General features: G+C 52.2%; 10 protein-coding genes and 1 pseudogene. 10 read left to right on the forward strand and 1 reads right to left on the reverse strand.

Annotated features, from left to right (window positions below; all coding sequences use genetic code 11):
- Positions 1-152 precede the first annotated feature (152 nt).
- The 6 genes and pseudogenes from RJD28_05630 to aspS all read left to right on the forward strand — a co-directional run bounded on the left by RJD28_05630 (position 153) and on the right by aspS (position 9,117).
- Complete coding sequence (locus tag RJD28_05630) at positions 153-677, forward strand: adenine phosphoribosyltransferase (protein ID WNV58978.1); 525 nt, start codon at positions 153-155, stop codon at positions 675-677.
- 139 nt (positions 678-816) lie between these two features.
- Positions 817-3,058, forward strand: a pseudogene (locus RJD28_05635) (bifunctional (p)ppGpp synthetase/guanosine-3',5'-bis(diphosphate) 3'-pyrophosphohydrolase).
- Between the two features lie 8 nt (positions 3,059-3,066).
- Positions 3,067-3,696 carry an MBL fold metallo-hydrolase gene (locus tag RJD28_05640; protein WNV58979.1) on the forward strand — a complete coding sequence of 210 codons (630 nt, stop codon included), beginning with the start codon at positions 3,067-3,069 and terminating at the stop codon, positions 3,694-3,696.
- A gap of 91 nt (positions 3,697-3,787) precedes the next feature.
- A complete protein-coding gene (gene hemZ / locus RJD28_05645; protein WNV58980.1) occupies positions 3,788-5,833 on the forward strand; it encodes a coproporphyrinogen dehydrogenase HemZ in 2,046 nt (681 codons plus the stop codon).
- Positions 5,830-7,071, forward strand: a complete 1,242-nt coding sequence (gene hisS, locus RJD28_05650; protein ID WNV58981.1) for a histidine--tRNA ligase — start codon at positions 5,830-5,832, stop codon at positions 7,069-7,071. The genes hemZ and hisS overlap by 4 nt, the downstream gene beginning before the upstream one ends.
- Positions 7,072-7,305: 234 nt before the next feature.
- Entirely contained in the window at positions 7,306-9,117 is a 1,812-nt protein-coding gene (gene aspS / locus RJD28_05655) for an aspartate--tRNA ligase (protein ID WNV58982.1), read from the forward strand.
- 293 nt (positions 9,118-9,410) lie between these two features.
- Here aspS and RJD28_05660 read toward each other — a convergent pair whose 3' ends face one another.
- Complete coding sequence (locus RJD28_05660; GenBank protein ID WNV58983.1) at positions 9,411-9,689, reverse strand: DUF1294 domain-containing protein; 279 nt, start codon at positions 9,687-9,689, stop codon at positions 9,411-9,413.
- Between the two features lie 378 nt (positions 9,690-10,067).
- On the opposite strand from RJD28_05660, the gene glyA reads away from it, so the two are divergent.
- The 4 genes from glyA to RJD28_05680 all read left to right on the forward strand — a co-directional run bounded on the left by glyA (position 10,068) and on the right by RJD28_05680 (position 15,788).
- Positions 10,068-11,309, forward strand: a complete 1,242-nt coding sequence (gene glyA / locus RJD28_05665) for a serine hydroxymethyltransferase (GenBank protein WNV58984.1) — start codon at positions 10,068-10,070, stop codon at positions 11,307-11,309.
- A 274-nt stretch (positions 11,310-11,583) separates the two neighbouring features.
- The gene (locus RJD28_05670) at positions 11,584-12,351 is read left to right on the forward strand and encodes an ABC transporter ATP-binding protein (protein WNV58985.1); all 768 of its coding nucleotides are present in this window, start codon (positions 11,584-11,586) and stop codon (positions 12,349-12,351) included.
- Complete coding sequence (locus tag RJD28_05675; GenBank protein WNV58986.1) at positions 12,338-14,359, forward strand: hypothetical protein; 2,022 nt, start codon at positions 12,338-12,340, stop codon at positions 14,357-14,359. The genes RJD28_05670 and RJD28_05675 overlap by 14 nt, the downstream gene beginning before the upstream one ends.
- 1 nt (position 14,360) lies before the next feature.
- The gene (locus RJD28_05680) at positions 14,361-15,788 is read left to right on the forward strand and encodes an ABC transporter permease (GenBank protein ID WNV58987.1); all 1,428 of its coding nucleotides are present in this window, start codon (positions 14,361-14,363) and stop codon (positions 15,786-15,788) included.
- Positions 15,789-15,817: the final 29 nt, after the last annotated feature.

Genomic DNA, 15,817 nt, shown 5'->3' on the forward strand with positions numbered 1-15,817 from the left:
GGGAGCTTCCTGTCGGAAAATGCATCTGACTGCGGAAAACGGTTTGATATAAACAGGAAAAAGTGTTATACTGTTGACGAATATTCGCAGACAGTGATGGTCTGCGGACGAAACCGATGACAAATTACAATATACCGAGGTGGCGATTTCAGATGAAAAAACTGGAAGAATATGTAAGAAGCATACCGGATTTTCCGGAAAAAGGAATTATTTTCAGAGATGTAACATCCATCCTTCAGGATGCGGATGGACTGGCACTGGCCATTGATTCCATGCAGGAACTGCTGGACGGACTGGATTTTGACGTGATCGTGGGAACTGAGTCCCGCGGCTTTATTTTCGGTGTACCCATCGCATACAATCTGCACAAGCCGTTTGTGCCGGTGCGCAAGAAGGGAAAGCTTCCCTGCGAGACCATTTCCAGAACCTATGATCTGGAGTACGGCACCGCAACGGTGGAGATGCATAAGGATTCCATCAAGCCCGGCCAGAAGGTGGTCATTGTGGATGACCTGATCGCCACCGGCGGAACGATTGAGGCAAGCATCGCCATGGTGGAAGCACTGGGCGGCCAGGTCGTGAAGGTGATCTTCCTCATGGAACTGGCAGGACTGAAGGGAAGAGAGCGGCTTGCGGGCTACGACGTGGCTTCCGTGATCCGCTATGAAGGCAAGTAAAGCAGGATAAAATAGGACGGTTTTGTGTATGACGGTTCAGAGCGATAGAGAAGGTGCAGATATGGAGAATCAGTTACAGGAATTAAACCGGAACCTGGAAGATCCGGGCAATGCGAAGATCGACGGGGCAGTGAAGACGATGGAGGATTTTACGAGCCCGGAGCAGCTCTACCAGGAGCTGATCGCCAGTGTGAGAAAATATCATCCATCCGCGGACATTTCGATGATTGAGAAGGCGTACAACATTGCGTACAACGCCCACAAGGGACAGGTGCGCAAGTCCGGTGAGCCTTATATCATTCATCCACTTTGTGTTGCCATCATTCTGGCGGACCTGGAGCTGGATAAGGAGACGATCGTTGCCGGTCTTCTCCACGATGTGGTGGAGGATACGGTGATGACCAGCGAGGAGATCCGGCAGGAATTCGGCGCAGAGGTGGAGCTTCTGGTGGACGGTGTGACTAAGCTGGGTCAGCTGTCCTACTCCCATGACAAGGTGGAGGTACAGGCAGAAAACTTAAGAAAAATGTTCCTGGCCATGGCCAAGGATATCCGTGTCATCCTGATCAAGCTGGCGGACCGCCTGCACAATATGCGTACCCTCAAATATATGACCCCGGAGAAACAGAAGGAAAAGGCCAGAGAGACCATGGACATTTATGCACCCATCGCCCAGCGTCTCGGTATTTCCAAGGTCAAGGTAGAGCTGGATGACCTTTCCTTAAAATATTTGGAGCCGGAGGTCTACTATGATCTGGTGAAAAAGATCGCCGTGAAGAAGAGCGAGCGGGAGGCCTTTGTCAGCCGGATCGTGAAAGAGGTCAGCGCCCATATTTCCAATGCGGGCATCAAGGCCAAGGTAGACGGAAGAGTCAAGCACTTTTTCAGTATTTATAAAAAAATGGTGAACCAGGATAAGACGCTGGATCAGATTTACGATCTGTTTGCTGTTCGGATCCTGGTGGACACGGTGAAGGACTGTTATGCAGCCCTGGGTGTGATCCATGAGATGTATAAGCCCATTCCGGGCCGGTTCAAGGATTACATCGCCATGCCCAAGCAGAACATGTACCAGTCGCTGCACACCACGCTGATCGGCCCCAACGGCCAGCCCTTCGAGATCCAGATCCGGACCTTTGAGATGCACAAGACGGCGGAATACGGTATCGCAGCCCACTGGAAATATAAGGAAGCCTCCGACGGCAAGAAGCCTTCTGCCGATCAGGAGGAGGAAAAATTAAACTGGCTGCGCCAGATCCTGGAGTGGCAGCGGGACATGTCGGACAACCGGGAATTCATTTCCCTGTTAAAGAATGATCTGGATTTATTTGCAGAGAATATTTACTGCTTCACGCCTGCAGGCGATGTGAAGAATCTGCCCAAGGGTTCCACACCCATTGACTTTGCGTACAGCATCCACAGCGCCGTGGGCAATAAGATGGTGGGTGCCCGGGTCAACGGCAAGCTGGTGAACATCGATTACCAGATCCAGAACGGTGACCGGGTGGAGGTCATCACCTCCCAGAACTCCAAGGGCCCCAGCCGGGACTGGCTCTCCATCGTGAAGAGCACCCAGGCCAAGACGAAGATCAACCAGTGGTTCAAGAGTGAGTTCAAGGAAGAAAATATCGTCAAGGGCCGTGAGGTGATCAACCAGTACTGCAAGACCAAGGGTATCAACTATTCCGAGATCCGCAAGCCTGAGTATATGGAATCCGTCCAGCGCAGATACGGGTTCCGGGACTGGGATTCCGTGCTGGCGGCGGTGGGACACGGCGGCCTGAAGGAGGGCCAGGTCGTGAACCGGATGCTGGATGAATACCAGCGGGATCACAAGAAGAAGATCACCGACGCCAAGGTGCTGGAGGCGGCAGGGGGAGGCCAACAAGGACAAAGAGAAGCTTCACATTGTCAAATCTAAGAGCGGCATCGTGGTGCGGGGCATCGACGACGTGGCGGTGCGTTTTTCCAAATGCTGCAGCCCGGTGCCCGGGGACGAGATCGTGGGCTTCGTGACGAGAGGCCGGGGCGTTTCCATTCACCGGACAGACTGCGTGAACATCATCCATCTGCCGGCAGAAGAGCGGGCACGGCTCATCGAGGCGGAATGGCAGCAGCCGGACAATGAGAACACCGGAGAGAAATATGAGGCGGAGATCAAGATTTACGGCAACAACCGTATGGGCCTCCTGGTAGATATTTCCAAGATCATGACAGAGCGGGGCATTGATGTGACCGCCATGAACGTGCGGACGAGCAAGCAGGGAACGGCAACGATATCCATGTCCTTTGAGATCGGCGGGGTGTCGGAGCTGAATTCCATCATTGATAAAATCAGACAGGTAGAAAGCGTGATCGATATCGAGCGTACCACCGGTTAGGAGGAAATATGGGAAAAGCGAAGGTAGAGAAACTGGTCTGTGGTTCCGTGTGGACCAACTGCTATTTTCTCATCAATACACAGACAAAAGAGACCATCATCATCGACCCTGCGGACAACGCTCCGGCGCTGAAGCAGCATCTGGATGCCAAAGGATTGAAGCCTGTGGCGATCCTGCTGACCCACGGCCATTATGACCATATGATGGCTGCAGATGAGCTGCGGAAGGCTTACGGCATTTCGGTCATTGCCCATGAGAAGGAGCAGGAAGTGCTGGAGGATCCGAGAAAGAACCTGACGACCATGATCGGCATGAATTATACGCTGAAAGCAGATGAATTTGTGAAGGACGGACAGATGCTGGATCTGGCGGGCTTTTCCATCCAGGTATTGTTTACGCCCGGCCATACGGCAGGCGGCTGCTGTTATTATATCGCGGATGAGGGCATCGTGTTCTGCGGCGATACGCTGTTCAACGGTTCCGTGGGAAGAACGGATTTTCCCACCGGCAGCATGTCCAGGCTGATCCGTTCCATCAAAGAAAAACTGATGGTACTGCCGGACGAAACGAAAGCTTATCCGGGACACGAGGGTTCCACGGATATTTTATACGAGAAAGAAAACAACCCGTTCCTGTAACGGAAAGCCAGAAGAGAACGGCCGCGGACGGGAGCAGATGAATGCTCCGGGAGCGCGGCCGTCTTTAAGGTTACATGAGAAAGATGAAGATATGATAGAAATTCTGATCGGCAAAGAAGAATTTAAAAATGATATATATGAGCTGGTGAAGGCCTTCTATCCGGGAGAGCAGTTCACCGTGACGGTGGATGAACAGGTGGATGGCATCCAGGTGAAGCTGCCGGGAAGTGATGTACAGATGGCAGAAGAAGGAGCCTGTCCGGTGCGTGTGCTGGAAATCAGAGACACTTGGAGTGACCGGCAGGAGCCCCGCAAGGAGCGCAAAAGCGCCATGAAGCGGATGCTCTACCAGGCGCTTTCTGCCCGGACCGGCAGGGAGCTGCCCTGGGGCACTTTAACGGGCATCCGTCCTGTGCGCATTCCCATGGTGCTGCTGGAAGCCGGCATCGGCGAGGAAGAAATCGCCCAGCAGATGCAGCAGACGTATTACGCCAGTGACGAGAAGATCGACCTGGCCATCGACATTGCCAGGAGGGAGCGGCATGTGCTGCGGGCCATCGACTATGAGGACGGCTACAGCCTGTACGTGGGCATTCCCTTCTGTCCGTCCATCTGTCTGTACTGTTCCTTTTCTTCTTATCCTTATGAAAAATTCGGACATCTGGCAGAGCAGTATCTGGCAGCCATGTTTCAGGAGATCGATGCGGTGGCGGAGATTTTTGTCGGCAAGCGGCTGAATACCATCTATGTGGGGGGCGGTACGCCGACAACGCTGACGGCGGAGCAGCTGGACCGGCTGCTGTACAAGCTGGAGGACAGTTTTTCCTATGAATATCTGAAAGAACTGACGGTGGAGGCCGGACGGCCAGACAGTATCACCGAGGATCGGCTGCTGGCCATGAAACGGCACCGGGTGACGCGGATTTCCATCAATCCCCAGACGATGCAGCAGAAGACGCTGGATCTCATCGGCAGAAAACACACGGTGGAGCAGACAAAGGAAGCCTTCCATCTGGCCCGGGGGCTGAGATTTGACAACATCAACATGGATCTGATCCTGGGGCTGCCCGGAGAGACTGCAGCGGATGTGCGGAGCACCATGGAAGAGATCCGAAAGCTTTCCCCGGACAGTGTGACGCTCCATTCCCTGGCGCTGAAGCGGGCGGCACGGCTGAATCTGGAAAAAGAAAAGTACGAGCCGGTGAGCGCAGAAGAGATGGGGTGCATGATGGATATCGCTTCCTCTTATGCGGCGGACATGGGTCTGAAGCCCTATTATCTGTACCGGCAGAAAAATATGGCCGGAAATTATGAAAATGTGGGCTACGCAAAGGTTGACAAAGCCGGGATTTACAATATACTGATTATGGAAGAAAAGCAGACCATCGTGGCCTGCGGCGCCGGTGCTTCCACCAAGGCGGTGATCCACAGCGAGAACCGCATTGAGCGGGTGGAAAATGTGAAAAACGTGGAGCAGTATATTGACCGGATCGGGGAAATGATCGACCGGAAGCGGCAGTTTTTTGAAAAAAATCCGGTTTCGGGTGCGCTTTCCCAGGAACAGGTGGCCATGGATGACCTGGAACGGGAGCTTGCCCACGGCATGACGGTGAGCTGTCTGGCCAGACGGCTGGGCCGGGAGCTGGGCCTTTCAGAAGAGGAGCAGTACCAGCTGGCGGTGGCGGGCCTTCTGCACGACATTGGAAAATGCAGGCTGTCCAGCTATCTGTACGGCAATGCTCAGATCGAACTGAATGTGGAGAAAATGAAATATGTCCGCACCCATTCCCGTCTGAGCTATGATATCCTGAAAGAAAAGGGTTATGAGGAACCGATCCTGGAGGCGGTGCGCTACCATCATGAGAACTACGACGGCAGCGGCTATCCCGATAATCTGGCGGGGGAGGACATCCCGTATATGGCGCGGATCCTGCGGGTCTGTGACGTCTTTGCGGCGCTGACCTCGGACCGGCGGTACCGCAGCGCATTTTCCGCGGACACGGCAATGGAACTGATGATAGAAGAGATCAAAAACTTCGATATGGGCATTTTTCTGGCATTCCAGCGGATCGCCCATGAGGCGGGGACAGCGGACCTGCTGAACACGAAGCTGCATATACAGGAGGAAGAGGAATGATTACACAGGCACCCAGAGGCGTACAGGACTGGTACGGCGAAAACATGCACAAGCGGGCAGTGGTGGAGAAGATTGCCCGGGATCTGGCGAAAACCTACAATATGACAGAGATCATCACACCGATGTTTGAGCACACGGTGCTGTTTCAGCGCGGTGTGGGCGAGACCACCGATGTGGTACAGAAGGAGATGTACACCTTCAAAGACAAAGGCGACCGGAGCATTACGCTGAAACCGGAGGGAACCTCAGGCGTCATGCGTGCTTATCTGGAGCACAACATGTATGCCCAGCCGGCGCCCACCAAGTTATATTATGTGACCCAGGCGTTCCGTTATGAGAAGCCCCAGAGCGGAAGACTTCGTCAGCACCACCAGTTCGGCGTGGAGTTTGTGGGATCCAAGAGTCCCCTGGCCGAGGTGGAGCTGATCACGCTGGTGACCACCCTCATCAAAAAACTGGGCCTGAAAGATGCCAAGCTGCACATCAACAGCATCGGCTGCAAAAACTGCCGGAAGACGTACAACGAGGCACTGCTGGCTTACCTGAAAAAGCATGAGGAGTCTCTGTGTCCCACCTGTCGGGAGCGGATGCAGAAGAACCCGTTACGTGTCATTGACTGTAAGGTGGAGACGTGCAAGGCCATTGTGGCAGATGCCCCTAGGACCATTGACTATCTGGATGACGAGTGCCGGGAGCACTTCGAGGAGCTGCAGAGCCTGTTAAACGAGCTGAATATTCCCTACGAGATCGATACCGGTATCGTGCGCGGCCTGGATTACTATACGAAGACCGTGTTTGAGTTCGTCAACGAGGATGGCTTTACCCTGTGCGGCGGCGGCCGGTACGACGGCCTGATCCACGAGATCGACGAGAAGCAGGACATCCCTTCCGTTGGTTTCGGCATGGGCATCGAGCGTATTTTATATTTTCTGGAACGGGAAGGCGTGGAGCTGCCGCCCCAGGATCCGGTGGCACTGTATGTGGGCATCCTTGGAAAAGATGCCAAGGCCCGGGCATACAAGCTGGTCAATGAGATCCGCAGCCACGGTGTCATTGTGGAGACCGATTACATGGATCGCAGCGTCAAGGCCCAGATGAAATATGCCAACAAGATCGGCGCAAAGAAGACCGTCATCATCGGCAGCGAGGAGCTGGAAAATAATCTGGCCCACGTAAAAGACATGGAAACCGGCGAGCAGGTGGAAGTGGCGTTGGATAAAATTGCAGGGTTGTTCTGATATTTTGATAATATGATGTTGAGGTCAAAAGCCCCCGGCTTTGATGCCTACGGATTGTTCCATGCTATGCACTCCCACAATCCTTGCCGTTATTCGCATATCGTGGGATTGCTATCCCACTTTTATACTCATATCGGGGCGGGCCTCAAGGCCTTTCACCCACTTATGAGCAAGCTCATGTGGGCTTAGACTTTTTGGCCCTGGCATCATAATATATAATGAGGAGGAAGAGAAATGGCAGAGTCCATGCGTGGCATGAAGAGAAGCCACAGATGTACAGAAGTGTCGAAAGCAAATATCGGCGAGATCGTTACCGTCATGGGATGGGTGCAGAAGAGAAGAAATCTGGGAAACCTGATTTTCATCGATCTGCGGGATCGCTCCGGTATTTTACAGATTGTATTTGACAGCAACGATGTATCCGAGGCCGGAATGGAGAAGGCAGCTACTTTAAGAAGTGAGTTCGTGGTTGCTGTTACCGGTAAGGTCATCGCCCGTGCCGGTGCGGTAAATGAAAATCTGGCAACCGGTGATATCGAGGTGCAGGCCCACGAGCTGCGGATCCTGTCCGAGTCCGAGACACCGCCGTTCCCCATCGAGGAGAACATTCAGACCAAGGACGAGCTACGTCTGAAATACCGTTACCTGGATCTGCGCCGTCCGAACCTGCAGCGCAACCTGATGCTGCGGAGCAAGGTGGCAACCGAGGTTCGGAAATTCCTGGCAGACGAGGGATTCCTGGAGATCGAGACCCCCATCCTGATTAAGAGCACCCCCGAGGGAGCCAGAGACTATCTGGTACCGAGCCGTGTGCATCCGGGTAGTTTCTATGCACTGCCCCAGTCTCCCCAGCTGTTCAAGCAGCTTTTGATGTGCTCCGGTTATGACCGTTACTTCCAGCTGGCCAAATGCTTCCGTGACGAGGATCTGCGTGCGGACCGTCAGCCGGAATTTACCCAGATCGATATGGAGCTGTCTTTCGTGGACATTGATGATGTCATTGATGTCAATGAGCGTCTGCTGGCCCGGATCTTCAAGGAGGCCATTGGTGTGGACGTGCAGCTTCCCATCCCGCGGATGACCTGGCAGGAAGCCATGGACCGTTTCGGTTCCGACAAGCCGGACACCCGTTTTGGCATGGAACTGAAAAATGTATCTGATATTGTAAAAGACTGCGGCTTCGGCGTATTCACCGGTGCGCTGGCCAACGGCGGCACTGTGCGCGGCATCAACGCCGAGGGACAGGGCAGCATGCCGAGAAAGAAGATCGACGCCCTGGTAGAGTTTGCAAAAACCTATGGTGCCAAGGGCCTTGCATACCTGTGCATCAACGAGGACGGCAGCTACAAATCCTCCTTTGCCAAATTCATGACCGAGGAAGAGCTGCATGCCTTGGTGGCAGCCATGGACGGAAAGCCGGGCGATCTGCTTCTGTTTGCCGCAGACAAGAACAAAGTTGTATGGGATGTGCTGGGTGCGCTGCGTCTGGAGATCGCCAAAAACCTGGGACTGCTGCACAAGGACGAGTACAAGTTCCTGTGGATCACCGAGTTCCCGCTGCTGGAGTGGTCAGAGGAGCAGAACCGTTTCGTTGCCATGCACCATCCGTTTACCATGCCCATGGAAGAGGATCTGGACAAGATCGACACCGATCCGGGCGCTGTCCGTGCAAAAGCTTACGACATCACCCTCAACGGTACCGAGATCGGCGGCGGCAGCATCCGAATCCATCAGAACGACATCCAGTCCAAGATGTTCGAGGTGCTGGGCTTCACCAAGGAGCAGGCGCAGAACCAGTTCGGTTTCCTTCTGGATGCCTTCAAATATGGAGTTCCGCCGCATGCAGGACTGGCTTACGGCCTGGATCGTCTCATCATGCTCATGGCAAAAGAGGATTCCATCCGTGAGGTCATCGCCTTCCCTAAGGTGAAGGACGCTTCCTGCCTCATGTCCGGTGCGCCGGATGTGGTAGATCCGAAGCAGCTGGCAGAGTTGGATATCGCTGTCATCGAGAAAAAACAGGACGAGAAAAAGACAGAAGAATAATCTCAGAAAAAGAAAGAAAACCTGTTGAAAAAACGGGGTAAGAAAAAGCTTCCGCAAAGTTGGGGATGATGCCTGACGATGCGGGAGCTTTTTGTATGGTAGAAAATTGCTTATCAGAAACGATTTGCTGTGAAACAGGAAATGCGCCACAGGGATGTAACAAGCTGGAGGGTATATGTTATACGTTGCCCGAAGTAAAATGTAGACGCACTGCGGTGGGATAGACGAAATATCACAAGAGTGGTTCAGCGCAGAAAGAAAATCCGAAAACTAACGCCAGAAAGTCCTGCGGGCTAAGAACGGCTGCAAATCCACACTGCTAAAACCACCTGCAGGATCAGAATGGCAGGCATACCGATGACAAAATACCAGTGTCTGGTCTTGTGATGGAAGGTATACATGCCAGCGATGGCGCCGATGCTACCGCCCAGGATTGCCGACAGAAACAGCGTTTTCTCCGGGATGCGCCACTGATGCTTTCGTGCCCGGGATTTGTCCATGGCCATGAGCAAAAAGGCGATCAGGTTGATGATGACAAGATAAATGAAAACAATACGGGTAAATGACGGCATAAGAAGGACTCCTTTCTTTCACATTCGCATATCGTGGGATTGCCATCCCACTTTTATGCTCATGTGGGGGCTTCATTGATGTATTTGAATTGCTGCATTGCTGCGCAATTCGCGCAATTCTCGCCCACCTCAAACTCCCATAAAATGCCGTATACCCGACATTTTATTACGTTTTCGGTGTTCGGCGTGTCAATAAGTCTGAATTGCTCATTTGTGCAAGCACAATCGCATTTCAGACTTTTGACACTTACATCATAGTAACACATTACGGAAAAGGAATCAAAGAAAGTGGGAAAAGAAATACTTTGCTATTATATTAACGTGGTGCTATAATAAAAAACAAATTTCCGAAGGGAAAAGAAATGGAGGAGACAGGATATGTACAGTTTTGATGAAATCCAGAAAGTGGATCCTGAAATAGCGAAAGCGATCGATGATGAGCTGCAGAGACAGAACAGCCACATCGAGCTGATTGCGTCAGAAAACTGGGTCAGCAAGGCCGTGATGGCAGCCATGGGAAGCCCTCTGACCAATAAATATGCAGAAGGATATCCGGGAAAGCGGTATTACGGCGGATGTGAGAACGTGGATGTGGTGGAGACACTTGCCATCGAGCGTGCCAAAAAGCTGTTTGGCTGTGATTATGCCAACGTACAGCCACATTCCGGTGCCCAGGCCAATATGGCTTGTTTCTTTGCCATGATGGAGCCTGGCGATACCTTCATGGGCATGAGTCTTGACCATGGCGGACACCTGTCTCACGGAAGTCCGGTGAACATGTCCGGAAAATATTTCCATGTGGTTCCTTACGGCGTCAACGATCAGGGCTTCATTGATTATGACGAGGTGAGAAAACTTGCACTGGAATGCAAACCGAAGATGATTGTGGCAGGTGCCAGTGCTTATGCCAGAACGATTGATTTCAAGAAATTCCGTGAAATCTGCGATGAAGTAGGCGCATACCTGATGGTAGACATTGCCCACATTGCAGGTCTGGTGGCAACCGGCCTTCATCCCAGCCCGTTCCCGTATGCGGACGTGGTAACGACCACCACCCACAAGACCCTTCGTGGACCGAGAGGCGGTATGATCCTGGCAAACGAAGAGGCTGCCAAGAAGTTCAACTTCAACAAGGCCATTTTCCCTGGCATCCAGGGAGGCCCGCTCATGCACGTGATCGCAGCAAAAGCCGTGTGCCTGAAGGAAGCTTTAAGTGATGACTATAAGGACTACATGGTACAGGTAAAGAAGAATGCGGCAGCGCTGGCTGACGGCCTGATGAAACGCGGCGTCAAGATCGTATCCGGCGGTACAGACAATCATCTGATGCTGGTAGACCTGACAAGCGTGGGCCTCACCGGAAAAGAGGCAGAGAAGATTCTGGAGCGTGCCAACATCACCTGCAACAAGAACACCATCCCCAATGACCCGCAGTCTCCGTTCGTCACCAGCGGTCTGCGTCTGGGCAGCCCGGCAGTTACTTCCCGCGGTGTCAATGAGGAGGATATGGATCAGATCGCAGAGGCCATTGCGCTTATGCTCAAAGATGCAGATGCCAACGAAGAGAAGGCAAAAGCAATGATCAGGAAGATCACAGACAGCCATCCGCTGGTGGGATAATCGCGGCACGGTTGATCGACACAGGAAAAGCTGATAAAATAAGGAACCCGCCGGAGAGAGGCGCTGTAACAGGCACTCTTCGGCGGGTTTTTGATGTCTGTATGTGAAAATACCGGAAAAGCAGTTAAGAAATTTGTAAGAAAACGTTCAAAAAGAGGATATCGATGGAACCTGTGGATATGCTATACTAAATCCAATAGTATCATCCGGGGGCAGACGCTATATGCAGAGAGACCGGCAAAGATACAGGGAAAGAGAAGGGGAGGACACTTCTTTGGCAGAACAGGAAGCGGGAAAAACAGAAGTACAGAATCAGGAAAGGAAGCCGGTCATACAGGTGCGCAAGCTGTATAAGGTATATCCCATCGGAGAGTCGAAGGTGTTTGCGCTGAATGGCGTGGATCTGACGATACGGGAAGGAGAGTTCTGCTCTATCGTCGGAACATCAGGCTCAGGGAAATCCACGTTGCTGAACATGCTGGCCGGCCTGGAGAAGCCCACCAAGGGCGAGGTCATCATTGAAGGACATCATATGGAGCGAATGACGGAAAATGAGCTGGTTTCCTTCCGGCGGGATCATGTGGGATTTATTTTTCAGTCGTTTAATCTGCTGGGCACGATGGATGCTGTGGAAAATGTGGCACTGCCGCTGACATTCCGGGGAGAGAATAAGGCAAAGCGGATGAAAGCTGCAGAGGAGATGTTAAAGCTGGTGGGACTGTCCGGGCAGATGCACCACAAGCCTACCCAGATGTCCGGCGGCCAGCAGCAGCGCGTCGGTGTGGCCCGGGCACTTGTGGTGGATCCGAAGATCATCTTTGCAGATGAGCCGACGGGCAACCTGGACTCCCGGACTTCCGCAGAGGTCATGGAGCTGATGCAAAAGGTCGTGCGGGAGCAGGGCAAGACACTGGTTATGGTAACCCACGATAACCACCTGGCGGGATTTGCAGACCGGATCTTTCATATTATCGACGGCAAGATCGTGAAGATAGAGAATGGTGAGGAATACAGGGAGGAAATGAAACATGAGCGTGTATAAGAAACTGTTGGTTCTCGGAGTGTGTGCTGCCGTGCTGACGGCACCCATGCAGGCAGCAGCTGCCAATGTGGGCGGAGCAGGCCTGGAGCGGATGCTGTCCCAGAATCAGAATATCGAGGCAGTCAGTGTTGACGATTATAAAAAAGACATTAAGAAAGACATTGAAGATTACTTCAACGACAAAGTAAAAATTCTGGATAACGCTTTGAAAAATAAGCAGATTGACCAGGCAACCTATGATAAGACCCGTGCAGCATTGGAAAAAGAAAAGAAAGATGCCTGCGATAAGGTGGACAGCCGGAGATCAACGCAGAGTATCGATAATATTTTCAGCTCTGCGAAAAGCAATATGGATGGTATTATTGATAAGATGTCTGCTTCGTCAGGATCGAAGGATGAGAAGAAACCCGATACGGGTACGGGAAGGATCAGTGATACGGATAGTGCGAAGAAAGCCATCAACGATTATGCGGCTGTGATCCTTCAGGATACCTACAGCGCAGACGATGTGAGAGAGATCCAGAAGTATGCGCTGGAAGAGATTGACAACCGAAAGGATAAATGGACTCCAGCAGGACTGGAAGAGTTTGTGAACAAGACCAAGTCCCGTATGGAAAAATATGACAATTCCAACGCTCCTGCTGATGACAAAGAGCCGACACTCCCGGCGCCGACAGATTATGTGCAGGTGGGCGGCAACTGGGTGACACCGGTGGCAACGTACAGCCAGCGGGTGAATGTGGTGCTTCCTATCGTGAATATGGCGAAAGAGGATGCCACGGATGTGATCGTAACACCGGTGCTGGATACGGATCCGGAAAACTGGCCCTTTGATATTGAGCAGTCTTCCTATACAGTGAAGCTGGACCGGCTGGCCGGAGAAAATGTAAACGGGGATGCTATGGAAAGACGGCAGGAGATCACCTGGAATTTCAGGACACGAAAGGACGTGACATCCGGTTATAAGAAGATCGCATTCAACGTGCAGTATACCAACTCTGCAGGAGAGAAGGTGAACACCACGCTGAACACTTATGTAAAGGCGGTAGGTGCGCCGGGTTCCGGCACGGGAGATACCACATCTACGCCCCGTCTGATCGTCACAGGATTTGATACAGATCCGGAACAGGTACGGGCGGGCGATAACTTCACGCTGACAGTACACATGAAGAATACAGCCAAGAGAACGGCAGTTTCCAACGTGGAGTTTACGCTGAAGGCGGCAACGGAAGGCAAAGATGCAGATGCTGTCTATGAGGCATTTCTTCCGGTGGCCGGTTCCAGTACCATTTATGTGGAGAGCATTCCGGCAGGCGGAACGACCGACCTGGTCATTGATATGAAGGCGAAGGCCGACCTGGCCCAGAAGCCTTATGTACTCAATATTGATATGAAATATGAGGATGAGAAGCTGAAGGAATTCACTGCCAGCTCCAGTGTTTCCATCCCGGTTTACCAGGAGGCCCGCTATGAGATCAGTGAGCCTGAGGTGATGCCGTCCTCCATCGATGTGGGTTCAGAATCCAACGTCATGTTCAGTATTTACAATACCGGTAAGACAACCCTTTATAATGTATCTGTCCGGTTTGAGGGAGACAGTGTTTCCGGCGGGGAGGCCTTTGTGGGGAATATCCAGTCCGGCGGTACCGGCAATGTGGATACGATGCTGACCGGTGTGGCCCCCACCACTGATGACGGTATCATCAAAGCGATCATTTCCTTTGAGGACAACGAGACGAACAAGACTGAGGTGGAGAAGGAGCTGACGCTGTACGTCTCCGAACCGGTGTATGATGATATGGATATGAATGATTTTGACATGTCGGATGACACAAAGAGCGGGTTTCCCATCTGGGCAAAGATTCTCCTTGTACTGGTGGTGATCGCTGCCGTAGTGGCCGCTGTGATCATCGTAAAGAAGAAAAAGAAAGCAAGAGCAGCCTCTCTTCTGGAGGATGAACTGGCAGACAGCATCGGTGACGATGCCAAGGAAAATAAAGGAGAGTAACATGAATTTTCTGGATTTGCTCACGATGAGTGTCAACAATCTGTGGCGCAGAAAGCTCCGTACCTTCCTGACAGTGCTGGGCGTGATCATTGGAACAGCTTCCATCGTTGTAATGATCTCCCTTGGTATGGGAATGAACAAGGCCAATATGGAGCAGATCGAGAAATATGGCGGTCTGACGACGATCAACGTATATGCCAATGAAAATGGAAGCTCCACGCACTATGGATCCGGGACGGCTGTCTCCGATGGCGGTGTTTCCGGCTCCGGTTCCGGGAAGAATGAACCGGTCCGGCTGGACGATGCGATGATCGAGACATTGAAAAATATTCCGCATGTTTCTTTTGTTTCTCCGATGCTGACCATGAGTGTGGTGGCCAAGCAGGGTGCTTATATCTGTTCATATTTGAATGTGGTGGCCATGGAGCCGGAAGCTTTTACACAGATGAATATTAAGGTCGGGCAGGGATCGCTGCCCCGGGCAGGCGATCAGGAGCTGAAGTTTTTCTACGGCAATACGGTAGCAACCAATTTCATGAATGAAAAGACCCAGCAGTATTACTGGGAGACCGGTCAGGTGCCGGATGTGGATTTCATGAACCAGCCCATGTTTGTGATCTTCGATCAGGACGCATACTGGAAGTCGCAGAACGGAAATGGCACGAATGTGGATGAGAATGGGAATGCAACCGTAACACAGCCCCCGAAGAAATATATGATTGAATCCTGCGGCGTTATGGCCGGGGGCGTGGAGGACTGGGCTGACAACAGTGATTCCGTGCTGTGTGATATCAATCTGTTCAAGACGTACATCAGGCGGGTATTTAAAAACAAGGCGATCCCGGGTCAGCCCACGACCTCCTCGGGAAAACCGTACAAAGAGCTTTACTATAATCAGGCTTATGTAAAGGTAGACAATGTGGACAACATGAAGGATGTGCAGAAATCGATCCAGAACCTGGGGCTGAACGCCAGCAGCAATGCAGAGTGGATCGAGCAGATGCAGGAACAGTCCCGGAACATCCAACTGGTGCTGGGCGGCATCGGTGCGGTGTCCCTGTTTGTGGCGGCCATTGGAATTGCCAATACAATGATGATGTCTATTTACGAGAGGACAAAGGAGATCGGTATTATCAAGGTGCTGGGCTGTGCGCTCCAGAATATCAGGGAAATGTTTCTTATGGAAGCGGGATTTATCGGTTTTCTGGGCGGTGTTATCGGCGTGGTCCTCAGCTATATCATTTCATTTATCATCAATTTTGTGGCGTCCAGGCAGGGCGGGGATTATTATTCCTCGATTTCTTATATTCCGCCGTGGCTGGTGCTGCTGGCAGTGGGATTTGCCATTCTGGTGGGTATGGTGGCCGGATTCTTCCCGGCGGTACGCGCTATGAAATTAAGCCCGCTGGCGGCGATCCGCAATGAATAACCTTTATTTCTGCAATCGGCAATTACAGG

The sequence above is a fragment of the Oscillospiraceae bacterium NTUH-002-81 genome, from assembly GCA_032620915.1.
In the GTDB taxonomy this organism is placed as follows: Bacteria; Bacillota; Clostridia; order Lachnospirales; family Lachnospiraceae; genus JAGTTR01.